Origin of the sequence: Nonomuraea sp. NPDC049129, assembly GCF_040648495.1 — a bacterium.
Classification (GTDB): Bacteria; Actinomycetota; Actinomycetes; order Streptosporangiales; family Streptosporangiaceae; genus Nonomuraea.
On record NZ_JBEZDU010000017.1, the window covers coordinates 238255 to 260059 of the forward strand.

Genomic DNA, 21805 nt, shown 5'->3' on the forward strand with positions numbered 1-21805 from the left:
AAGTTTGGGGATGTCACGGGCCTGCCGTCACCTCGGACACTGACGGTGGCCGGACAGCGAGCCGGTTCTCGATACTGGAGGAGGGGACATGTCACCGACGACGCAGCAGGACAACTGGCGCTTCTGTAACAAGTGCTACACCCTTTGGTGGAATGGCCGCCCCGACAACGGACACTGCCCCGCGGGCGGCGCCCACGAGGGACACGGCAGTTGGAACTTCTACCTCCCGGCGAACCCCGCCGAGCACATCTGACGCAAGACCGGACCCCCGGCCGATCTCCCCGCGACGCCACGGCTTCGCGGGGAGATCGGCGTTGGACGACGCTTTCGGCGATCCGGCGAGTCAGCCCAGTTGCTGGGCGTTCAGGCCGGTGAGGCGTTCGTAGGCGGGGCTTTCGCCTGGGTAGACGACCTGGATGTCGATGGGAAGGGCTGTCCCAGGATCGACGCTGTGCCCGCCGCCTTCGGGGGAGCCGAGCAGGACGGCGCCGTCGCTGCCGTCGCGGAAGATCTCGCCCCAGAAGGTGTCGACGAAGCTCTTGGACAGCAAGGTTCCCTCCGGCAGGCCGCCGAAGCCCACGGCCCATTTCATGACGCGGGTGTCCTCGGCGTGCATCGTGAGCCGGTAGGAGTAGATGTGGCCCGAGCCTTCCGCCCAGTGGCCTCGCAACTCCTGGTCGACGCGCAGGTTCCCCACGAAGCGGGCCGCCAGCGCGGACTGGGCCTGGTCGTTCCAGGAGCCGTTCGGGCTCTCGGCCATGGGGATGTCCGACAACCTCGCGATCGAGGCTCCCCGCTCCACCGGCAGTGAGTGTCCCTGCTGGTTGGCGGCCGAGAAGAGCGCGTTGTCCTCGACGGTGTTGTTGACGACGGCGCTCACCCCATCACCGCTGTGGTCGAACCCGTACTCGGAGAAGTCGTTGGCATGCGCGCCCATCGGAATGGCCAGGATTTTGTCGCCACGCCCCGGGGTCTGGCCCGCGTTGAAGTTATTGGCCCGATAGAGACAGAAGTGCCCCTCGGGACACGCATCGGCCCCCTGGCCGTAGATCAGCTTTGGTTCCTTGTCGTCGCTCATCGCGCTCCCTAACCGTTGACGGTCGGCGCGGCTGCCCTGGTGGCAGCCGCCGGGTTCTGCGGACCATGGTTGTCTCGGGTGCCGTTCGAGGACGTAGCCCAGAACATCGTGACGACGGAAACGGCGCAGAAGCCCAACAGATACGGTATGCGCCGTAATAGCTACTCTGTGTATTGACACGCGAGGTTCGCCGCCGACTATCTGCAGCCCCTGGAGTCAGGACTCGAACAGCCCGCAAGTCACCCGACTTCCGCCTGCTGCCTGCGGCGGCGGTCGCCTTCGTGGTCCTGATCGGCTCCGGCGTGCCCGCCCGCGCGGCGGACGCCTCCGCCATGACGGCACCGTCCTGCGGCAGGGCAGGACACTGGCCATCTATACGCTCCCGTACTACCGCAAGAACTGGCGAGAAGCGGACTACGGCGGATCCCAAGCCCGGATCACGGCCAGGAGGATGTCCGGGTCCTCGCTGGAACGTAAGATCGCCGGTCCTACCGCTGGCGGGCTGAAGGCGCCGGTCTTGGTTCGCGGTGCCGATGACGCTGCGACGTCTCCTGGTGAAGAATTTCTGCTCACGTGTCGATTCGGGGCCTTGACCGTTCGACGCGTTCGTGAGAGTGAAGGAGGCGGATCGTGAAGTTCATGATCGTAGGGAAGGCGAACGAGGCGACCGAGGCCGGCGAACTGCCCAGCCAGGAACTCGTCGACGCGATGGGCGCCTACAACGAGAGCCTGGCCAAGGCGGGGGTGCTGCTGGCCGCCGAAGGGCTGTACCCCAGCTCCCACGGTGCGCGGATCGCCTACACCAAGGATGGCAAGGCGACGGTGCTCGACGGGCCGTTCGCCGAGGCCAAGGAGCTGATCGCCGGGTTCTGGCTGATCCAGGTCAAGTCCCGGGAGGAGGCCATCGAATGGGCGCTGCGGGTGCCGGTTCCCGGTGGGCATGAGGGGGTCGGGCTGGATGTCTGGCAGGTGTTCGACGCCGCCGACCTGCCGGACGGGTCGATGACCCCCGAGGAGGCCGAACGCGAGGCGGCATTGCGCGAGCGCCTGACGGGTTCCGCCGAACAATAGAAGCCGCTTCCCGCCCGCGAGCCCAACTCTCCGTTGGGGGCCCGAATCGCCCACCAGGCTCCGGTCCCGGCTTGCGGGAGCTGGGGCGGGCTGGTCTTATGGCCAGGTGATGGCTTCCGATACGCATCGGGCGATCGAGACGGTCTGGCGAATGGAGGCGGCGCGGCTCATCGCCGGCCTGACCGGGCTGGTGCACGACCTCGGCCTGGCCGAGGAGCTGGCCCAGGACGCCCTGGTCGCGGCGCTGGAGCAGTGGCCGGAGTCGGGGGTGCCGGGCAATCCCGGCGCCTGGCTCATGACCGTCTCCAAACGCCGCGCCATCGACCTGCTGCGCCGTCAGGAACGCTACGCGCGCAAGCTGACCGAGATGGGCCGCGAGCTGTCGGAGGAGCCGGGTGCCGACGAGGAGCTGCCCGGCACCGATGAGATCGAGGACGACCTGCTGCGGCTGGTGTTCACGGCGTGTCATCCGGTGCTGTCCACGGAGGCCCGGGTGGCGCTCACGCTGCGGGTGCTCGGCGGGCTGAGCACCGACGAGATCGCCAGGGCGTTCCTGGTCCCTGAGCCGACGGTGGCGCAGCGGATCGTCCGGGCCAAGCGGACGCTGGCCGACAAGCAGGTGCCGTTCGAGGTGCCGCAGGGTGAGGAGCTGGCCGGACGCCTGTCGTCGGTCCTGGAGGTCATCTACTTGATCTTCAACGAGGGCTACTCGGCCACGGCCGGTGACGACTGGATGCGGCCCGGTCTCTGCGAGGACGCGCTGCGGCTCGGCCGGGTGCTGGCCGAGCTGATGCCCAAGGAGCCCGAAGTGCACGGCCTGGTCGCGTTGATGGAGATCCAGGCGTCGCGCGCGGCCGCCCGGGTGGGACCGTCCGGCGAGCCGATCCTGCTGCTGGAGCAGAACCGGGGCCGCTGGGACCGCCTGCTGATCCGCCGTGGCCTGGACGCGCTCCAGCGGGCCGAGGATCTCGACGGCGACCTGGGCCCGTACGTGCTGCAGGCCGCCATCGCCGCCTGTCACGCCAGGGCGCTCACCCCCGAGGAGACCGACTGGCGGGCCATCGCCACCCTCTACGAGGCGCTGGCGCGGATGTCGCGCTCCCCGGTGGTCGAGCTCAACCGGGCGGTCGCGCTCGCCATGGCGTACGGTCCGGCGGTCGGGCTCGAACTGGTGGACCAGCTCGTCGACGAACCGGCGCTGAAGGGCTACCACCTGCTGCCGAGCGTACGCGGGGATCTGCTGGTCAAGCTGGGGCGACAGGGTGAGGCGCGCGCCGAGTTCGAACGGGCGGCGGCCATGACCCGCAACGCCCGCGAGCGCACCCTGCTGCGAGAGCGCGCCGCCACCTGCTGATCCCTGTCGCCCGCTGATCCCTGTCGCCTGCTGATCGCCGCCAACGCGCCGTACGGACGCCTCAGCAGTCGCGACCGCGAGCCCGACTGCGCTCGTGACCACGGGCGTGACCACGAGAAAAGCCCGCAGTGTGTGGGCGACATGCCCAGAAAGCAAACACAAACGAGTCCCTTGTGATGGGAGCGCTCCCAAACGGCTCTTTGCGTCGTAAGTCACCAAAAATCCCCTTTCAGAATGAGAAATCGCACCATTGGTAACGGTTGCGTTTCAGCGCATTGACGGGCACAGGCCATAAGTGCACCCTTTGTGGGAGCGCTCCCAAGGATTTCCCACCGCGGCCCGGAGCGTGTGTCGCGGTGCACCTCCCCACCCATTCACCCGAGAAGGGGTCCACCATGTTGAACCGCAAGCGTCGCGGCGGTCTCGCCGCGGCTTCCGCCCTGGCGGCGGCGGCCCTGACCGTCGCATCCTGCGGCTCCGGCGGCACTCCGGCGGCCAGCAACGCACCCGCGTCCTCGTCGGCCGCCGAACCGGTCACGATCCGGGTGCAGACTTTCGGCGGCGGCTCGAACTTCGGCTACAAGAACGCCATCACGAAGTGGAACGCCGAGCACAAGGACATCCAGATCAAGGAAGAGCACCTGACCGACCAGTTCGAGCAGCAGTACTGGCCGCAGATGATCCAGTGGCTGCAGGCGGGCAACGGCGCGGGCGACGTGGTCGGCATCGACGAAGGTGGCATGGGCCTGGCCAAGGCGCACCCGGAGTGGTGGGCGGACCTGAAGGAATTCGGCCTGGACTCCCGCAAGGCGGACTTCCCCGCCTGGAAGTGGGAGAACGGCCTCACCGCCGACGGCAAGCTGTTCGGCCTGGGCACCGACATCGGCGGTATGAGCATCTGCTACCGCTCGGATCTGTTCAAGAAGGCCGGACTGCCCTCCGAGCGCGACAAGGTCAGCGCCCTGTGGCCCGATTGGGACGCCTTCATGAAGGTCGGCCAGCAGTTCCAGGCGAAGGTGAAGGACACCAAGTTCGCCGATGGCACGAACACGCTCTACCAGGTGGTCCTCTACCAGGAGGCGGCCAAGAACGGCAACGTCACCTATTTCGACAAGGACAACAACCTCATCGTCGACAAGAACCCGGCGGTGAAGGCCGGCTTCGACTTCGCCACGAAGATGAGCCAGCAGGGCCTGACCGCCAAGCTGCGTAACTTCACCGACGAGTGGGCGGCGGGCACCCAGAAGGGCGCGTTCGCCACGGTCGGCTGCCCGTCGTGGATGCTCGGCGTGGTCAGCGGCAACGCCGGCGACGGCGGCAAGGGCAAGTGGGACGTGGCCGCGGTACCCGGCGGCGGCGGCAACTGGGGCGGCTCCTGGCTGTCGGTGCCGAAGCAGAGCAAGCACCCGAAGGAAGCCGCGGCGGTGGCGGACTACCTGACCCAAGCGCAGACCGAGGCGAGCATCTTCACCGACTTCGGCAACATGCCGAGCAACACGAAGGCGCAGCAGGACCCGGCCGTGCAGAGCGCGAAGAACGAGTTCTTCAACGACGCCCCGATCGGCGAGATCTTCGCCAAGTCGGCGTCGAGCCTCCAGCCGGTCTTCCTCGGCGTGAAGCACGCCCAGGTCAAGAACGCCATCGAGTCGGTGATCCAGGGCATGGACGACGGCTCGGTGCCCTACGGCAAGGCCTGGCAGCAGTTGGTCGACGACGCGGTTAAGGCCGCGGGCTGATCTTCCCCGCCCGGCCCGCCATGAGCGGGCCGGGCTACTGCCGCCGAAAGGTCTCCTATGAGTATCGACACCCTTCCGACCGGCCGTCTCTGGCGTTCCAGACTGGACGTCAAGGTGATGCCGTACACGCTGGTGTCCCCGTACTTCATCCTGTTCGCCGCCTTCGGGCTCTTCCCGCTGGCGTTCACCCTCTACTACTCGCTCTACGACTACGACCTGGCCGGGACCACGAAGTGGACCGGGCTGGGCAACTACGCCAAGCTGCTGGCCGACGAGGACTTCTGGAACGCCGTGGTCAACACGGTCGGCATGTTCCTGCTGGCCACCATCCCGCAGTTGCTGCTGGCGCTGTTCCTGGCCAACGCGCTGAACAAGCGGTTCCGGCTGCGCCTGGCGATCCGGATGAGCGTGCTGCTGCCGCTGGTGACCTCGGTGGTCGCGGTGGCGGTCGTGTTCACCCAGCTCTTCGCCCGTGACTGGGGGCTGGTCAACTGGATCCTCAGCTGGTTCGGCGTGGACGCCATCAACTGGCGGGCCGAGCGGGTCCCGTCGTGGCTGGCCATCGCCACCATGGTCGACTGGCGCTGGACCGGCTACAACGCGATCATCTTCCTGGCCGGCATGCAGACGATTCCGCGCGACCTGTACGAGGCCGCGGCCATCGACGGGGCCTCGCGGCGGCGGCAGTTCTGGCAGATCACCCTGCCGATGCTCCGCCCGACCATGATCTTCGTGGTGCTCAACTCCACGATCGGCGGGCTCACGCTGTTCTCCGAGCCGACGACGTTCTACAACGGCAACGTCGACGGCGGGTCGCAGGGCCAGTTCCAGACGGTCGCGATGTTCATCGTCAAGCAGGGCTTCCGCGAGTTCGACTACGGCTACGCCGCCGCGGCGGCCTGGCTGCTGTTCCTGCTCATCCTCATCGGGGCGCTGATCAACTTCCTGTTCGTCCGCAGGATCGGGGGCACCAAATGACCAACTGGTCGCCGACCCTCATCACCCGGGTCATGCTGGCGCTGGCCATCGTGCTGTCCGCCTTCCCGCTGTACTGGATGCTGGTCATCGCCTCGCGGACCAACGCCGACGCGGTGGCGGTGCCGCCGCCGTTCCTGCCCGGCGGGAACCTCGGCCAGAACATCCTCGCCGTGCTCAACAACGAGGACGCCCACTTCCTGCTCGGCCTGACCAACTCGTTCATCGTGGCGAGCGTGGTCACCGTCTCGGTGGTCATCATCTCGACGCTGGCCGGCTTCTCCTTCGCCAACCTGTCGTTCAAGGGCAGGAACGTGCTGCTCCTGGCCGTACTGCTGACGATGGCGGTGCCGCTGCAGCAGATGGGCGTGGTGCCGCTCTACCGGCTGATGGTCAGCCTGGAGTGGACGGGCACCCTCAAGGCGGTCATCCTGCCGTACCTGCTCAACGGGTTCGGCGTGTTCCTGATGACCCAGTACACCCGCCAGGCGGTGCCGATGGAACTGGTCGAGGCGGCCAGGGTCGACGGCGCGGCCACCCTGCGGATCTGGTGGAACGTCGTGCTGCCGGCCGTACGGCCGGGCATGGCGGTGCTCGGGATCAATACGTTCATGCTGATGTGGAATGACTTCATGTGGCCGCTGATCGTCCTCACTCCGGACAATCCGACGGTGCAGATCGCGATCACCTCGCTGAACGCCAGGTTCTCCACCAACTACACATTGATCTTCGCGGGAACGGCGCTGTCCATCATTCCGCTCATCGCGGTATTCGTCGCATTCGGCCGCCAAATCGTCGGCGGACTCATGGAAGGTGCGGTCAAGGCGTGACGACACAAGAGGAACAGACGCGTGCCGGGCTGCAGTTCCCCACGGGATTCGCGTTCGGCGCGGCCACCTCGGCGTACCAGATCGAAGGCGCGGTCGCCGAGGACGGGCGCGGCATGTCCATCTGGGACACCTTCACCAAGACCCCGGGCCGCGTGCTCAACGGGGACCACGCGGACGTGGCCATCGACCACTACCACCGATACCGGGAAGACGCCCAGATCATGGCGGAGCTGGGCCTGACCGCCTACCGCTTCTCCGTATCCTGGCCCCGGATCCAGCCCGACGGGTCCGGCAAGATCAACCAGAAGGGCCTCGACTTCTACAAGCGGCTCACCGACGAGCTGCGGCAGCACGGCATCGACCCCTGGCTGACCCTCTACCACTGGGACCTGCCCCAGGCGCTGGAGGACAGGGGCGGCTGGCCCAACCGCGACACGGCCTACTGCTTCGCCGACTACGCGGCGACCGTGCACGAAGCGCTGAAGGATCACGTACATACCTTCAGCACCGTCAACGAGCCATGGTGCACCGCGTTCCTCGGCTACGCCTCGGGCGAGCACGCCCCGGGCCGTCGCGAGCCGGAGAACGCGATCAGGGGCGCGCACCATCTCAACCTCGCGCACGGCCTTTCCGTACAGGCGATGGGCGCGAGGCGGGTCGGCGGTTGCGTGAACCTCTACGCGATCACCCCGGCCACCGACAGCGAGGCGGACCAGGACGCGGCGCGGCGCATCGACGGGCTGCAGAACCGGTTCTTCCTCGACGCGCTGATGACCGGCCGCTACCCGCAGGACGTCCTCGACGACCTCGGAATGGACCTGGACTTCATCAGGGACGGTGACCTGGCGACCATCAAGGCGCCGATCGACGTGCTGCTCGTCAACTACTACAGCCGCTTCACGGTTTCGGGAGCACCAGGCGGCAGGGCCTCGGCGGCGGCGGCGCCCACGGATTCCGCCTCGCCCTGGGTGGGCAGCGAGCACGTGTCGTTCGTCGACGGCGGCCGGCCGGTCACCGCGATGGGCTGGGAAATCGACCGGGGCGGCCTGGTGGAGGTGCTGACCAGGGTGGCGCGGGACTACCCGGCGATCCCGATGGTCGTCTCCGAGAACGGCGCGGCCTTCGACGACGTCCTGGAGCACGGCCGGGTACACGACTCCGAGCGGGTGGCCTACTTCGAGGACCACCTCCGCGCCTGCCGCGACGCGATCGACGCCGGGGTGCCGCTGGAGGGCTATTTCGCCTGGTCGCTTATGGATAACTTCGAGTGGGCATGGGGCTACGGCAAGCGCTTCGGCCTCGTGCACGTGGACTTCGAGAGCCAGCGGCGCGTGCTCAAGGACAGCGCTATCTGGTACTCGGAGATCATCCGGCAGAATAGGCGTCATGAACCGACCGACTCTTGAGGCAGTCGCCGCTCTGGCCGGAGTAGGCCGTGGCACGGTGTCCAGAGTCATCAACGGCTCACCCAACGTGAGCGAGAAGGCCCGCGACGCCGTGCAACGGGCCATCCAGGAGCTGGGCTACGTCCCCAACCGCGCGGCGCGGGCGCTGGTCACCCGGCGCACCGACACGGTGGCGCTGGTGGTGTCGGAGTCCGAGCTGCGCGTCTTCGACGAGCCCTACTTCGCCGGGACCATCAGGGGCATCGGCTCGGCGCTGGCCGAGACGGGCCTCCAGCTGATCCTGGCCATGGCCCAGTCGCAGGAGGAGCACGAACGCCTGGAGCACTACCTGACGGGGCAGCACGTCGACGGCGTGCTGCTCCTGTCGCTGCACGGCGCCGACCCGCTGCCCGGCCGGTTGGAGGCGATGGGCGTGCCGACCGTGCTGGGCGGCCGCCCGGTCGGCCTCACCCCCTACAGCTACGTCGACATGGACAACCGGGCCGGCGCCCGGCAGGCGGTCAAGCACCTGCTGGGTCTCGGCAGGCAGCGCATCGCCACGATCGCCGGGCCGCAGGACATGGGCGTGGGCGTCGACCGGCTGGCCGGCTACCACGACGCGCTGCTCACCTTGGGAGCTCGGGAGCTGGTCGCCTATGGCAGCGACTTCTCCGAGGAGAGCGGCGCGGCGGCGATGCGCGAGCTGCTGGCCGCCGAGCCGGAGCTCGACGCCGTGTTCGCCGCCTCGGACCCGCTGGCGGTGGGGGCGATGCGGGTGCTCAAGCTCGAGGGCCGGGCCATCCCGGGTGACGTGGCGGTGGTGGGGTTCGACGACTCCAAGGTCGCCTTGCACGCCGACCCGCCGCTGACCACCGTGCACCAGCCGGCCGAGGAGATGGGCCGCCAGATGGCGCGGCTGCTGGTGGCGCGGATCAACGGCGAGGCGCTCCGCCAGCCCGTGGTCATCCTCGACACCCACCTGGTCCGCCGGGAGTCGGCCTGACCTCGGGATACCCTTTGCTCAACCCCCCGAGAGAGGATTCTTCCGTGCCCCAGCTCGCCGCCGCCGGATACACCGCGCGGATCAGCCCGCGCGGCGCCGCGCTCAGGACGCTCCGCCACGGCGCGCGCGACCTGATCACGAGCTGGCCCGCCGAGGGCCCGGTCCCCTATTTCGCGGGCACGATCCTCGCCCCCTGGCCGAACCGGGTGGGCGGGGCCCGCTATCCGTTCGGCGGGCGGACGCACGAGCTGGCGGTGAGCGAGCCCGAGCGCGGCCACGCCCTGCACGGGCTGGTGTCCGGCGTCGACTGGCAGGTCGTGGAGCTGCTGGCCGCCGAGGACCACCACGCCTTCGTACGCTTGGCGCACACGATCACCCCCACGGCCGGTTACCCGTTCACGCTGACGCTGCGGGTGCTTCACCGCCTCGACGAGCACGGACTGACCACCACGGTCACCGCCCGCAACGACGGCGCCGACGCCGCCCCCTACGGCTGCGGCCCCCATCCCTGGCTGCTCGGCGACGACCTGGAGCTGCCCGCCGCCAAGGTGCTGGTCACCGACGAGCAGCTGCTGCCGCGGTCCCTGGACGACGTGTCCGGCTCCCCGTACGACTTCCGCAAGGCCAGGGTGCTCGACGGCGACGTGATCGACCACGCGTTCACCGGGCTGGCGGCCGGAGAGGCCCGGGTCGGGGGCGTACGCATGACGTGGGACCCGGCCGTGCTGCCGTGGGTACAGGTCTGCACCAGCGGGCAGCTCGGCTACGAGGGCGTGGCGGTGGAGCCCATGACCTGCCCGCCCGACGCGTTCAACTCCGGCACCGACGTGGTGGTTCTCGAACCGGGCGGCGAGCACGTGGCCAGCTGGACGATCAGCGCCGCCTGACGCCCACAAGCAGGTCCCGTGGCGAGCTGGACGATCAGCGTCGCCTGACCCCACAATCGGGTCTCGTGGACAGCAGGACGAAACGGCGTCTATCGCCCACCGAGCTCGACGATCTCGCCCGGCGCGCGCTCGGCGCGGGTGTTACCCAATCCACCGAACTCACCGACGGCTACGCCAACGCGGTCTGGCGGCTCCTCCTCGACGACGGCCGCGACGTGGTACTCAAGCTGGCTCCCTCCCCCGAGCTGGACCAGCTCAGCTACGAACGCAACCTGCTGCGGATGGAGGCGGCGGCCTGCGAGCTGGCCGTCGCCGCGGGCGTGCCGGTGGCGAGGCTGCTGGCCGCCGGGTTCGACGATCCGGTGCTCGGCGGCGACTACCTGCTGTTCGGGACGCTGGACGGCGTGTCGTGGAACGACGTGAAACCGGACGGCGCCGACGCGGCGCTCCGGCGTGAGCTGGGCCGCCACCTGGCCAGGTTCAACGCGGTGACGGGCGAGGTGTTCGGCTACCCGCACGCGGGCATCACCGGCCGCACCTGGCGCGAGGCGTACCTGGCCATGGTGGGGGCGCTGCTGGCCGACACCGAGCGCTACCCGACGCCGCTCCCCCGGCCCGCCGCGGAGATCGGCGAGCTGCTCGCCGCCGCCGCGCCCGTGCTGGACGAGGTGACCACGCCGCACCTCGTCCACTTCGACGTCTGGGCGGGCAACGTCTTCCTGGACCTGTCCGGGACGCCCAGGATCCAGGCGATCATCGACCACGAGCGGGCGTTCTGGGGCGACCCGCTGGCCGAGTTCGTCACGCCGACCATCTTCGGCGAGCTGCGCGACGACGACCCGCTCCTGGCCGGGTACCGCGAGGTGACCCCGCTGGAGCTCACCCCCGCCGCGCGGACCCGGCTCGACCTCTATCGTGCCTACCTCTACCTGATCCTGCTGGTGGAGAACGGGCCGCGGCAGTATCCCGAGTCGGAGTACGCGCGGGCCCGCGACCTGTCCATCACCTCACTCACGGACGTCCTGGACCGCCTCGTAGGAGGTGCCCCCGGCTCCCGCGCCTAGCTTGCCGCACTGTCCCGCGCCCACGCCGGTGACCTTGTTGGGCACGTCCAGGTCCACGGGCGCGGGCGTGTTGCCCGTACAGGCGAGCGCGCCCTTGACCGTGGTGCCCGACAAGATCGGCGCCGTGTTCGCGGTCAGCAGGGCGGCGCCGCGGATGTCGGCGCCCACGACGGCCAGCGAGCCGGCGCGGTCGACGTTCAGCGCGCCGTCCACCCGCGCGCCGAGGACCTGCACCGAGGCGGCCCGCGAGGCGATGAGCGCGCCGGAGAGCCGGCCGCCGGTGACGACCACCGATGCGCCCGCCCGCACGGTCACCGGCCCGCTCACCTGCGCGTGGTCCAGACAGGTGACGCCGTCGGCGACGGTCAGCGGGCCGCGCTGGGCGCCGGTGAGGGTCCTGGTGCAGGCGGGCGGCGGGGCGATCGTGGTGACCGTGAAGCTGCCCGCCCTGCCGTAGTTGCCCGAGCCGTCGATCGAGCGGTACTCGATCGTGTGCCGCCCCCTAGGGAGCTTGCCGTACACGAGGGAGTCGATGGTCGTGCCGTCCTCGGTGAACGTCCACGGCAGGTCGGAGGAGGTCGGCCAGCCGAAGTAGTTGAACCAGCCGTCGCCGTCGACCCTCGACTCCGAGACCACGTAACCGCCCTGATCGTCAGTGCCGGTCAGCTTCATCGAGAACGGCCCGTTGTAGACATAGGTGTCGCCGGACCTGACGAGCGGCGGCGACAGCTCGTAGCCGGTCTTCGGCGAGGTGGCGTCTACCGTCCAGGTCAGCGTCCGGTCGCCGACCGTCGCGGTGAGGGTGTGCGTGCCGTCGGCCGGCTTCAGCGCGCCGAGGTCCAGGTCGCTGTCGCCCTCGCCGACCCGCTTTCCGTCGAGCGCCCACGCGACCGCGGGAACGCTCGCCGCCGGGTGCGTGGTCTCCACGTACACGACCTCGGTACGGCCCAGCGGCCGCTCCACCGAGGTGGCGGAGACGATGCCGGGGGTGACGCCGTCGGGCGGGGTGGTCAGTGACGTGTCGACGGTCCAGGTGCGGGAGGCGGACATCGCGGCGCGGATGGCCGGGTCCCTGACGAAGTTCGTCGGGTCGCTGACCGTCGCCTTGACCGTGTGGGTGCCAGGGGTGAGGCCAAGCGCGCGTAAGTCCAGGGCCGTGCCTTGTCCGGCGGGCCGGTCCGTGCCGTCGACGTTCCAGGTGACGGTGAGCGCGTGGCCGTTCGGGCGCATCGGCTCCACCCAGAGCACCCGGTCGGCGCCGACGGGCGCGGCCGAGGGGGTGGCGTCCTGGATCACCGTCGTCTTGCCGGTGATCCGCTGCGCCATCACCTCCCGGCTCACCTGGTCGTAGTAGTAGCCGAGCGTCTTCATCATCGAGTGCCGGCTCGGCCGCCAGACGCCCGTGGTGGCGTACATGCCGCCCTCGTAGCGGCCGATCGGGCCGCCGGACTCGCTGGGCTCGCCGAGCCAGCGCCACCACTTCTTCTTCTGGTCGAGCATCTGCTGTTCGGTCAGCAGTGTGTGGTGGGCGGAGGCGGGCTCGGGCCCGGTGTACGGGCCGCCGGGGACGCCGCGCTGGTAGTAGTCGTACTCGTCCTGCAGGCCGCCCAGGGAGTGGCCCAGCTCGTGCGGGCTGATCAGGGCGGACATGGAGTTGCTGCCGGAGGCGGTCGCGTAGGAACCGCCCGCGCCGCCGTACGTCCCGCTGTTGGCGAGCGCGAGGATCTGCCGGTTGGCCGAGGTCGTGCCGGTGACCAGGTTCGCGTAGCGGGTGGCGGCGGTGTTGTCCATGGTGATCAGCCGCTGGACGCTGCTGGGGTTGCACTGGCCCCAGAAGCCCATGCTGAGCGGGGTGGTCTTCTTCGGTGAGGTCAAGGCGGGGTCGCAGCTGACACCCGACTCGCCGGAGACGATGTCCACCCGGTAGACGTTGATGTAGGCGCGGTAGGACTTGTACGGCTCGATGGACCACATCACGTTGAGGTGCCGGTCGACGTCCGCCCGGAACTTCGCCTGCTCGGACTCGGTGTAGCCGTCGCCCATGATGACCAGGTTGAACCGTTTGGCGGGCGTACCGGTGACCTGGACCGGCGCGACGGTGGCAGCGCCGGGCGCGGCGGCTGCGTCTGCGTTGGCTGGGGGGATGTATAAGACGGCGGCGGCCAGGACCAGGGCCGCGGATCTACGCATGATCCGCATTATCGGCCCGTTGTGTGCCGGCGTCTCATCCCAAAGCCGATAAATCTGGTCAGGCTGTGGGGAGTTCGGCCAACAGGACCGGCTGGGTGGTGGGCTGCTTGGAGCCGCCCGCCGGTTCGACCGTGAGGCCGATGCGCTCGTCCCCCTTGGCCGCCCCGGTCAGCATGGGCGTGGTGACGCCATCGGGGCGCCGGTCCAGGAGTCCCGCCGAGCGGATGCCGTCCGGGCCCATCAGCCACAGCTCGTACACCCTCGACCGGGGCAGTTCGGGCAGGCCCGACGACGTGAACACCATCCGGCCCCGCGCGCGTGACACCACGACGGTGCCGCTGCCACCCGCGGTGACCGGCAGACGTACGGTCCGGACGTCGGGCGCGGCCAGGACCGCCGCGACCTCGCCGTCCCTGGCCTGGAGGTCGCCCAGGTCGCGGCGGGCGTCGAACACCACGACGCCGAGCGCGACGGCCGCCGCCGTGGACACGGCCGCCAACCCGGCCACCACCCTCCCCCGCCCTCGCCGACGCCGCAGGGGCACGACGTCACTCCCGGTCACCGCCTGACCGGCTGAGGACGGCTTCGGCAACCAGACCGTCGCGTCACCCGAGGACGGCCCCGCCGCCCAGACGGTCACGTCACCCGCCGGACGCCGCACGTCGCGGAGAGTCTGTCGGGGCGAGCCTGCGGGAGCCTGGGGCGTGCGGGCGACGGCCGTGAGAACGCGGGTACGCAGGGCGGCGGGGGGTGGCTCGGCGACCGCGAGGGAGAGCAGGACGGCCGTCTCGCGCAGCCGCCGTACCTCCGTCCGGCACGACGGGCATTCCTCCATGTGCGTTTCGAACAGCACCCCGTCGCTGTCCGGCAACGCGTGCACGGCGTAGGCACCGGAAAGGGTGTGGAGCTCATCGCTCATGTCGCACTCCACGTCGGTCGGGGTCACGTCATTACTTCGGTAGTACTTCGGCGTTTCGGGCGTGCCGGATGGCACCGGGCAAGTGCATTTCTCCATAGACGGAGTTAAACTCAATACGTGATGAATTCCTGTGTGATAGCCGGCGGCGGCCCGGCGGGCGCGATGCTCGCCCTGCTGCTGGCCAGAGCGGGTGTCGAGGTGACCCTGCTGGAGAAGCACGCCGATTTCCTCCGCGACTTCCGCGGCGACACGATCCACCCGTCCACGCTTCAGGTGCTGGACGAGCTCGGGCTGGCCGCGGAGTTCCTGAAGATCCCCCACCGCAAGACGTATGGGTTCACCCTGCTGACCGACGACGGGCCGATCCAGATGGCCGACCTTCGTCGGCTGCCGGGGAAGTACAACTACATCGCGTTCGTCCCGCAATGGGACTTCCTGAAGCTCGTTACGTCGGCCGCCGAGAAGTACCCGACGTTCCGGCTGCTCATGAACTCCGAGGCGTACGGCCTGATCCGCGAGGACGGCGCGGCCCGCGGACTGCGCTACCGCGACAAGTCGGGCGAGCACGAGATCAGGGCGGAGCTGACCGTGGCCGCGGACGGCCGCGGTTCAACGCTGCGCGCGGCCGCCGGGCTGGTGCCGCGGGAGTTCGGCGCGCCGATGGACGTCCTGTGGTTCCGGCTGCCGCGCCTCGGCAGCGACCCTGAGCAGACGTTCCTGCGGATCTCCACCGGCAACGCGATGGTGGGCATCAACAGGGAGACGTACTGGCAGCTGGCCTACCTCATCCCCAAGGGCGGCTACGACCAGCTGACCGACCGGGGCATCGACGCGTTCCGTGAGACGGTGGCGCGGCTGCTGCCGTACCTGGAGGGGCGCGTCGGGCAGATCGCGAGCTTCGACGACGTCAACATGCTCACGGTGGCGATCAACCGGCTCCGCCGGTGGTACCGGCCCGGATTTCTGGCCATCGGAGACGCGGCGCACGCGATGTCGCCGATGTTCGGCGTCGGCATCAACCTGGCGGTGCAGGACGCGGTCGCCACGGCCAACCTGCTGGCCGAGCCGCTGCGGGCGGGCCGGCCCATCCCGGAGGCCATGTTGCGGCAGCTGGAGCGCCGCCGCATGCTGCCCACCAGGATCACCCAGGCCGCGCAGCGCGTGGGTCAGGACCGGCTGATCGGCCCGACGATCGACAGCCGGGTGGGGCCGCCGCGCATTCCGGCGAAGCTGCCGCAGAATCCCCTGGTCGGCGGGGTGTTTCGGCGTTTCCTCGGGCTGGGGGTGCGCCCTGAGCACGTACGGACACCCGAACTCTGACCCGTCCCGCGGGGCCGCTTTCTCACAACGTGGACATCGGGGTCGGTGACGCCGAGCCGGTAGCATACCCTCGTATGTCGTGAGCGCACTGAGCAATCCCGAGGAACTCGATTCCTGGCGAGCCCTGCCGGCGGCCCAGCAGCCTGACTGGCCTGACCGCAGCGAGCTCGAGAAGGTCGTCGCCGAGCTCGGCGGCCTGCCCCCACTCGTCTTCGCCGGCGAGTGCGACCAGCTCAAGGAGCAACTGGCCGCCGTCGCCCGAGGCGAGGCGTTCGTATTGCAAGGCGGCGACTGCGCCGAGACGTTCGCCGGGGCGACGGCCGACAACGTGCGCAACAAGCTCAAGACGCTGCTGCAGATGGCCATCGTGCTGACCTACGCCGCCAAGGTGCCGGTGGTCAAGATCGGCCGCGTGGCCGGGCAGTTCGCCAAGCCGCGTTCCAAGGGCACCGAGACGCGTGACGGCCTGGAGCTGCCCGCCTACCGGGGCGACATGGTCAACGGCTTCGCCTTCACCCCTGAGTCCCGCACGCCGGACCCGTGGCGGCTGCTGAAGGCCTACCACTCCTCGGCCGTGACGCTCAACCTGGCCCGCGCCTTCACCAAGGGCGGTTACGCCGACCTGCGCCAGGTGCACGCCTGGAACCAGGACTTCGTGGGCGAGTCCCCCGCCGGTCGCCGCTACGAGCAGCTGGCCAGGGAGATCGACCAGGCGCTCGCGTTCATGCGCGCCTGCGGGGCCGACCCGGAGGAGTTCCACACCGTCGAGTTCTACTCCTCGCACGAGGCGCTGATCCTCGACTACGACCGGGCGCTCACGCGCATCGACTCGCGGACCGGCCGCCCGTACGACGTGTCGGCGCACATGGTCTGGATCGGCGAGCGCACCCGCCAGCTCGACGGCGCGCACGTCGACTTCTTCTCCCGCATCCGTAACCCCATCGGCGTCAAGCTCGGCCCGACCACCACGCCCTCCGAGGCCCTGGCGCTGGTCGAGAAGCTCAATCCCGAGAACGAGCCGGGGCGGCTCACGTTCATCACCCGGATGGGCGCCTCCAAGATCCGCGAGCACCTGCCCGCGCTGGTCAAGGAGGTCACCGCGGCGGGCGCGCAGGTCGCGTGGATCTGCGACCCGATGCACGGCAACACGTGGGAGGCGCCGAGCGGCCACAAGACGCGCCGGCTCGACGATGTGCTCGACGAGGTGACGGGCTTCTTCGAGGTGCACCGCTCGCTCGGCACGCATCCCGGCGGCATCCACATCGAGTTCACGGGCGACGACGTGACGGAGTGCGTGGGCGGCGGCCACGAGATCGTCGAGGACGACCTCTCGCGCCGCTACGAGACGGCCTGCGACCCGCGTCTCAACCGCGGCCAGTCGCTCGACCTCGCCTTCCGGGTGGCGGAGCTCTACCGCTCCAGCTGAGTACGTAGGCGGCAGCCCCGGGTCGGGCCGGGGCTGCCAGAGGATTCTTCGGTCACGCCCGTCCGCGATCTTCTATGATCGGCCTGACAAAGGTGAGAATTCCTCAACTATTGGGAGAAATCGTGGACAGCGCCCCCGATGGCGTGGACCCGAGCGTGCCCAACATCGCCCGGATGTACGACTACTTCCTGGACGGCAAGGACAACTTCGCCTCCGACCGGGAAGCGGCCGAGCAGATCTTGAAGCTGTTCCCCGGCACGCGGGACTCCGCGAGGGCCAACCGCGACTTCCTCCGCCGGGCCGTACGCCATCTGGTCGACTCCGGCGTCGACCAGATCGTGGACCTCGGCGCCGGACTGCCCACTCAGGGCAACACGCACGAGATCGCGCCCGAGGCGCGCGTCGTCTACGTCGACTACGACCCCGTGGTGTGCGCGCACGGGCGGGCCCTGCTGTCCAGGGGCGCGAACGTGGAGTTCGTAGAGGCCGACATCAGGGACATCGACCAGTTGCTGGAGACCCTGGCCGAGACGATCGACTTCGGCCGCCCGGTGGCGTTCCTGATGCTGGCCGTGCTGCACTTCCTGCCCGACGAGGCCGCGTACGGCATCGTCGGCAGGCTGCGCGACGCGGGTCCCGCGGGCAGCCGGCTGGTCATCAGCCACGCCGTGGACGCCTCGCCCGACTCCACCCCGCAGGCGCTGGAGATCTACAAGCAGGCGACGGCCGCGCTCAACCTCCGGACGGCCGAGGAGATCGCCGCCTTCTTCGAGGGGTACGAGCTGGCCGAGCCCGGCCTGGTCTACCCACAGGACTGGCGCCCCGACCCCGGCGAACCCCTGCTGGGCACGAAGGCCGTCACCGACGTCGGCTACGCGGGAGTCGGCCGCAAACCGTAGCTCGTTGGCGGCCCCGTAGATCCTTGGCGGCCCCGTAGAACGAGAAAAGCCCCGCTGGTACGGCGGGGCTTCGTGGTGCGACGGTCAGTTCTGCTCGGCGTTCTTCATCTCCTCGTTGAGCTCGGTCCTGATCGCGTCCATGTCGAGCGCGCGCACCTGGCTGATCAGGTCTTCGAGCGCGGGCGCCGGGATCGCGCCGGGCTGCGCGTAGACCACGATCCCGTCGCGGATCGCCATGAGCGTCGGGATCGAGCTGATGTCGAAGCCCTGAGCGAGGGCCTGCTCCGCATCGGTGTCGATCTTGCCGAAGGTGATGTCCTCATGCTTGTCGGACGCCTTCTCGAAGATCGGCCCGAACATCTTGCACGGGCCACACCACTCGGCCCAGAAGTCGAGCAGGACGATCCCCTTGTCGGCGATGTCGTTGAAGTTCGTCTCGGTTACCTCGATAGTCGCCACAAGTGGCTCCTCGTATCGTCGCGTGAAGTCTGTATGTCATCCCAGGGTGCAAAGCTGTCAACCACGTACCCGCCACCAGCATTCCATGCCCACGCCGTCGGGCCTCACATAACGGGCGCGGGGATTTCCTGGACAGCGACCTGCCCGGACCACGCACTAGCGGACTGAACACGGCGAATGCCTCGATCAGCCATAAAGGCGACCTCGCGCTGCAGTGCGGATGACGACTGTTGACGTCCCGGACACGAAGATCGCTAGATGCTGCTAATCTCACGCATTCGATCAGCTCAGCCCGGTCGCAGACGTCGACATTCATCCGAGGACAAGGACACCTATGCCGCTGTTGGCTCGCATGCTCTCCGCGCCCCTGTTCGTCGACGTCCGGGCCGGTGCGGTCGCCAGCCTCGGCACGCTGCTGACCGACCTGCAGATCGCCCGGCAGGGCAGGGTGGCCGTCGCCGTCGGTCCCAGTCAGGGTGACGGCATCTGCGAGGAATTGCGGATCGATGGGGCCGAGGTGCTCCGTATTCCCAACGGAACCCTTGCCGCCGCTGTTGAGCTCGGACAGCAACTGCGGGCCGGCCAGTTCGAGGCGATCGCGGGCATCGGCGGCGGCAAGACCATCGACGTGGCCAAGTTCGCCGCGCACATGGCGGGCATCCCGATGGTGGCGGTGACCACGAGCCTGGGCCACGACGGCATCGCCTCGCCGGTCAGCACGCTGCGACACGAGTCGGGCACGGGCTCCTACGGCGTCGTGATGCCGGCGGCCGTCCTGGTGGATCTCGACCGCGTCCGGTCGGCCCCGGCTGCACTCTCCACGGCCGGGATCGGCGATGCGATCAGCGACCTGTCCGCGGTGGCTGACTGGGAACTGGCCGCTGCCGAGGCCGGCGAGCACATCGACGGGCTGGCGGTGGCGATGGCCAGATCAGCGGCGCTGGTGGTCCTGCACCAGCCAGGTCTGGCTCGAGACGACGAGTTCCTCACCGTACTGGCCGAGTCGCTGATCCTGTCCGGGATGGCGATGGCGGTCGCCGGATCGAGCCGACCGGCCAGCGGCGGGGACCACGAGATCATGCATGCCATCAATCAGCTCTACCCCGGCACGGCCAGCCACGGAGAACTCGCCGGAGTCGGTGCGCTGTTCTGCAGCTACCTGCGTCAGGACGAAGCCAAGGTCGAGCTGATCTCCGCATGCCTGGGACGGCACGGCCTCCCGCGCACCCCCGGCGATCTCGGCTTGTCAGACGCCGACTTCGCCAAGGCCGTGGCGTACGCGCCGCGAACCCGTCCGGGCCGGTACACCATCCTCGAGCATCTCGACCTATCCGAGGCTCAGCTCGCCGACCACGTGGGGGCCTACGTCAAGACAGTCGCGGACTGATCCACGTACGTCGGGGCTAACCCGCGCACGTCGCGGACTAACCCGCGCACGTCGCGGACTAGCCCACGTACAAGGGGGAGGGGCGTGATGGCGTCTGAGTCGGCGTGCGCGTGATGGCGTCAGAGGAGGCCCGCACCGTCCAGTTGGGTGTGGAAAGCCTTCTTGCCTGGGTGGGCGGCGCGGAGGCGGGCGACGTAGGAGGCGAACTCGGTCTGATCTCCGGTGCGCTCGAACAGGGTCCGTAGCGTGAAGAGATACTGGATCGCCTCCTGGTAACCGGGTCTGCTCGCCCGGCTGACGCAGGATTCGGCCAGTTCCCGGTAGACCGGGATGGCGTCCTGCGGATGGGTCTGGGCGCGGGCGTTGACCACGCGCATGCGCAGGTCAGAGTCCAGTCCGTACGTCTGGAGGACCTCCCAGGCGCCCGCCACGTCCCCGTTGATCAGCAGCACCTCGGCCAGTGTGGGGGCCATGGCGGGCGATGAGCGGAGGTGTGTGATGGCCTTGGCCTGCCACGGGGCCGTGTCCGGGGCGGCCTGGCGGATCAGGCTCTGATAGGTGTGCGTGGACGGTGAGAGGGTGAAGAGCTGCCAGCGGGTCTCGAGCGCCTGCTCGGTCCGTCCGGCGCGCTGATGGCAGTCAAGGGCGAGGGTGAGGAGGTGCTGATCGCGGCCGTAGCGGCCGATCCCCTGATCGATCCAGGCCAGGGCTTCGTCGTGGCGCTCCTCGCCGATCAGGAGACGGGCGATCTTCTCGATGTCACCGCTGCCGGCGGCCCGCTGGGCGAGCAGGGCGATCACGGCGTCGGTGCCGCCCTCGGCGCGGGCGAGCGACTCGCGCAGCGTGCTCAGCTTGTAGTCGCGGATCCCGCGTGCGAGGGTCCCGTCCAGCAGCTCGTGACAGTGGCGCAGGCCCTGGTCGCCCAGCACGGGAGCATAGCCGGGCAGCGAGCTCTCGAAGGTGCACCAGTTGCTGGTCCGCACCTTGCCCATCAGCCACTCCGCCAGCCGCACCGGGTCGGGCGAGCCGGCCAGGCAAGCGTCCCGATGCATGCCCTGGACGCGTTCGAGATCGTCGACGAGCTGGCCGCCATAGACCTCCCCGGTGTCCAGCACCTCCTCGATGAGGTCGATCGCGCGGACGGTCAGCTCGCGAGCGGTGTCGGGTGACGGCTCGATCAGGTCGTCGATCTCGTCGAGGATCTCCTCCAGGTCCTCGAGATCGGGATACCACTCACCCTCGTACCAGGAGTCGCACACGTCCGCGGCCTCGGCCAGCAGGTCCGCCATGATCGATTCCAGGTCGGCGAGGAGGTCGGTCGACTCCTCGCCGATGATGGTCTCCGCGAGCTCGGTCCGCAGCCGGTCGGCGAGCGCGGGGTCCGTCGCGGCCAGAGTGGCGAGGCGGCGGGCCAGCCAGTCGGAGTCCTGGGTACGCAGCAGCGCGTACAGATCGGGCGCGGGCCGCACATCGCCCATCCGGACCCAGGTCACCGCCGCGGCGGCCGCATGGGCGCACAACTCGGGATCCAGACACTCGCAGACCGCGCGCATCCCGCGCGCGGTGAAGGTGACCGTCACCGAACGCCCGCTCACCAGCGCGGCGACCGACGGACCCTTCTCGGTCAACCCCGCGACCATGCCGCCGGCGACCAGCGCCAGAGCCTCGGCGAACACCGGCTCGCTGACCTGGCTCCGTACGGCTTCCTCGTCAACCTGGATGAGCGCCATGATTTCGATTATCCCGCAATGATCAACTGTGGTCGCCCCGGGTAGGTGAGCACTCGATGTCCACGCCACAGGCGGCCCGTAAGGGACACAGG

General features: G+C 69.2%; 19 protein-coding genes. 14 read left to right on the forward strand and 5 right to left on the reverse strand.

Going from position 1 to position 21805, the window contains the following annotated elements; all coding sequences use genetic code 11:
* The first annotated feature begins 88 nt into the window (after window positions 1–88).
* Window positions 89–253: a hypothetical protein gene (locus tag AB0B64_RS40995; protein ID WP_214641500.1), complete on the forward strand. Its 165-nt coding sequence runs from the start codon at window positions 89–91 to the stop codon at window positions 251–253.
* 90 nt (window positions 254–343) lie between these two features.
* Here AB0B64_RS40995 and AB0B64_RS41000 read toward each other — a convergent pair whose 3' ends face one another.
* Window positions 344–1078: a hypothetical protein gene (locus tag AB0B64_RS41000; RefSeq protein WP_357952564.1), complete on the reverse strand. Its 735-nt coding sequence runs from the start codon at window positions 1076–1078 to the stop codon at window positions 344–346.
* A 639-nt stretch (window positions 1079–1717) separates the two neighbouring features.
* Here AB0B64_RS41000 and AB0B64_RS41005 point away from each other — a divergent pair.
* The 9 genes from AB0B64_RS41005 (at window position 1718) to AB0B64_RS41045 (ending at window position 11383) form a co-directional block, all read left to right on the forward strand.
* Window positions 1718–2149 (forward strand): YciI family protein, encoded by a 432-nt coding sequence (locus AB0B64_RS41005; RefSeq protein WP_357952865.1) that lies wholly within the window; start codon window positions 1718–1720, stop codon window positions 2147–2149.
* 109 nt (window positions 2150–2258) lie between these two features.
* Window positions 2259–3503, forward strand: a complete 1245-nt coding sequence (locus tag AB0B64_RS41010; protein WP_357952563.1) for an RNA polymerase sigma factor — start codon at window positions 2259–2261, stop codon at window positions 3501–3503.
* A 395-nt stretch (window positions 3504–3898) separates the two neighbouring features.
* Entirely contained in the window at window positions 3899–5239 is a 1341-nt protein-coding gene (locus AB0B64_RS41015) for an extracellular solute-binding protein (protein WP_357952562.1), read from the forward strand.
* A 57-nt stretch (window positions 5240–5296) separates the two neighbouring features.
* Window positions 5297–6217 (forward strand): sugar ABC transporter permease, encoded by a 921-nt coding sequence (locus tag AB0B64_RS41020; protein ID WP_357952561.1) that lies wholly within the window; start codon window positions 5297–5299, stop codon window positions 6215–6217.
* On the forward strand, window positions 6214–7044 hold the full coding sequence (locus tag AB0B64_RS41025) for a carbohydrate ABC transporter permease (protein WP_357952560.1): 831 nt from the start codon (window positions 6214–6216) through the stop codon (window positions 7042–7044). Before AB0B64_RS41020 ends, AB0B64_RS41025 begins: the two co-directional genes overlap by 4 nt.
* On the forward strand, window positions 7041–8450 hold the full coding sequence (locus AB0B64_RS41030) for a GH1 family beta-glucosidase (RefSeq protein WP_357952559.1): 1410 nt from the start codon (window positions 7041–7043) through the stop codon (window positions 8448–8450). Before AB0B64_RS41025 ends, AB0B64_RS41030 begins: the two co-directional genes overlap by 4 nt.
* Window positions 8431–9432 (forward strand): LacI family DNA-binding transcriptional regulator, encoded by a 1002-nt coding sequence (locus tag AB0B64_RS41035; RefSeq protein ID WP_357952558.1) that lies wholly within the window; start codon window positions 8431–8433, stop codon window positions 9430–9432. Before AB0B64_RS41030 ends, AB0B64_RS41035 begins: the two co-directional genes overlap by 20 nt.
* 44 nt (window positions 9433–9476) lie before the next feature.
* On the forward strand, window positions 9477–10319 hold the full coding sequence (locus AB0B64_RS41040) for an aldose 1-epimerase family protein (protein WP_357952557.1): 843 nt from the start codon (window positions 9477–9479) through the stop codon (window positions 10317–10319).
* Window positions 10320–10384: 65 nt separating this feature from the next.
* Window positions 10385–11383, forward strand: a complete 999-nt coding sequence (locus AB0B64_RS41045; RefSeq protein ID WP_357952556.1) for an aminoglycoside phosphotransferase family protein — start codon at window positions 10385–10387, stop codon at window positions 11381–11383.
* Here the strand turns inward: AB0B64_RS41045 and AB0B64_RS41050 are convergent.
* Together AB0B64_RS41050 and AB0B64_RS41055 are read right to left on the reverse strand one after the other, a co-directional pair.
* The gene (locus AB0B64_RS41050; protein ID WP_358184805.1) at window positions 11327–13573 is read right to left on the reverse strand and encodes a M64 family metallopeptidase; all 2247 of its coding nucleotides are present in this window, start codon (window positions 13571–13573) and stop codon (window positions 11327–11329) included. The two genes, AB0B64_RS41045 and AB0B64_RS41050, sit on opposite strands and share 57 nt — an antisense overlap.
* Before the next feature lie 58 nt (window positions 13574–13631).
* The gene (locus AB0B64_RS41055; protein WP_357952554.1) at window positions 13632–14492 is read right to left on the reverse strand and encodes an anti-sigma factor; all 861 of its coding nucleotides are present in this window, start codon (window positions 14490–14492) and stop codon (window positions 13632–13634) included.
* A 120-nt stretch (window positions 14493–14612) separates the two neighbouring features.
* On the opposite strand from AB0B64_RS41055, the gene AB0B64_RS41060 reads away from it, so the two are divergent.
* The 3 genes from AB0B64_RS41060 to AB0B64_RS41070 all read left to right on the forward strand — a co-directional run bounded on the left by AB0B64_RS41060 (window position 14613) and on the right by AB0B64_RS41070 (window position 18137).
* Complete coding sequence (locus tag AB0B64_RS41060; protein WP_357952864.1) at window positions 14613–15812, forward strand: FAD-dependent oxidoreductase; 1200 nt, start codon at window positions 14613–14615, stop codon at window positions 15810–15812.
* A gap of 79 nt (window positions 15813–15891) precedes the next feature.
* Complete coding sequence (locus AB0B64_RS41065) at window positions 15892–17238, forward strand: class II 3-deoxy-7-phosphoheptulonate synthase (RefSeq protein ID WP_357952553.1); 1347 nt, start codon at window positions 15892–15894, stop codon at window positions 17236–17238.
* 122 nt (window positions 17239–17360) lie between these two features.
* The gene (locus tag AB0B64_RS41070; protein ID WP_358184808.1) at window positions 17361–18137 is read left to right on the forward strand and encodes an SAM-dependent methyltransferase; all 777 of its coding nucleotides are present in this window, start codon (window positions 17361–17363) and stop codon (window positions 18135–18137) included.
* Window positions 18138–18221: 84 nt separating this feature from the next.
* Here the strand turns inward: AB0B64_RS41070 and trxA are convergent, their stop codons facing one another.
* Window positions 18222–18596 carry a thioredoxin gene (gene trxA / locus AB0B64_RS41075; protein WP_357952551.1) on the reverse strand — a complete coding sequence of 125 codons (375 nt, stop codon included), beginning with the start codon at window positions 18594–18596 and terminating at the stop codon, window positions 18222–18224.
* Between the two features lie 352 nt (window positions 18597–18948).
* On the opposite strand from trxA, the gene AB0B64_RS41080 reads away from it, so the two are divergent.
* Window positions 18949–19983 (forward strand): iron-containing alcohol dehydrogenase family protein, encoded by a 1035-nt coding sequence (locus AB0B64_RS41080; RefSeq protein WP_357952863.1) that lies wholly within the window; start codon window positions 18949–18951, stop codon window positions 19981–19983.
* Between the two features lie 119 nt (window positions 19984–20102).
* On the opposite strand, the gene AB0B64_RS41085 is transcribed toward AB0B64_RS41080, so the two are convergent.
* The gene (locus AB0B64_RS41085) at window positions 20103–21713 is read right to left on the reverse strand and encodes a DUF6880 family protein (RefSeq protein ID WP_358184811.1); all 1611 of its coding nucleotides are present in this window, start codon (window positions 21711–21713) and stop codon (window positions 20103–20105) included.
* Between the last annotated feature and the right edge of the window lie 92 nt (window positions 21714–21805).

What these genes read in the sequence shown, in the direction of transcription:
- AB0B64_RS41025 (WP_357952560.1), top strand. Translation starts at nt 6,214, where the DNA reads ATGACCAACTGGTCGCCGACCCTCATCACCCGGGTCATGCTGGCGCTG.
- AB0B64_RS41055 (WP_357952554.1), bottom strand. Translation starts at nt 14,492, where the DNA reads ATGAGCGATGAGCTCCACACCCTTTCCGGTGCCTACGCCGTGCACGCG.
- AB0B64_RS41010 (WP_357952563.1), top strand. Translation starts at nt 2,259, where the DNA reads ATGGCTTCCGATACGCATCGGGCGATCGAGACGGTCTGGCGAATGGAG.
- AB0B64_RS41080 (WP_357952863.1), top strand. Translation starts at nt 18,949, where the DNA reads ATGCTCTCCGCGCCCCTGTTCGTCGACGTCCGGGCCGGTGCGGTCGCC.
- AB0B64_RS41020 (WP_357952561.1), top strand. Translation starts at nt 5,297, where the DNA reads ATGAGTATCGACACCCTTCCGACCGGCCGTCTCTGGCGTTCCAGACTG.
- AB0B64_RS41035 (WP_357952558.1), top strand. Translation starts at nt 8,431, where the DNA reads ATGAACCGACCGACTCTTGAGGCAGTCGCCGCTCTGGCCGGAGTAGGC.
- AB0B64_RS41085 (WP_358184811.1), bottom strand. Translation starts at nt 21,713, where the DNA reads ATGGCGCTCATCCAGGTTGACGAGGAAGCCGTACGGAGCCAGGTCAGC.
- AB0B64_RS41050 (WP_358184805.1), bottom strand. Translation starts at nt 13,573, where the DNA reads ATGCGTAGATCCGCGGCCCTGGTCCTGGCCGCCGCCGTCTTATACATC.
- AB0B64_RS41015 (WP_357952562.1), top strand. Translation starts at nt 3,899, where the DNA reads ATGTTGAACCGCAAGCGTCGCGGCGGTCTCGCCGCGGCTTCCGCCCTG.
- AB0B64_RS41060 (WP_357952864.1), top strand. Translation starts at nt 14,613, where the DNA reads ATGAATTCCTGTGTGATAGCCGGCGGCGGCCCGGCGGGCGCGATGCTC.
- AB0B64_RS41005 (WP_357952865.1), top strand. Translation starts at nt 1,718, where the DNA reads ATGATCGTAGGGAAGGCGAACGAGGCGACCGAGGCCGGCGAACTGCCC.
- AB0B64_RS41000 (WP_357952564.1), bottom strand. Translation starts at nt 1,078, where the DNA reads ATGAGCGACGACAAGGAACCAAAGCTGATCTACGGCCAGGGGGCCGAT.
- AB0B64_RS40995 (WP_214641500.1), top strand. Translation starts at nt 89, where the DNA reads ATGTCACCGACGACGCAGCAGGACAACTGGCGCTTCTGTAACAAGTGC.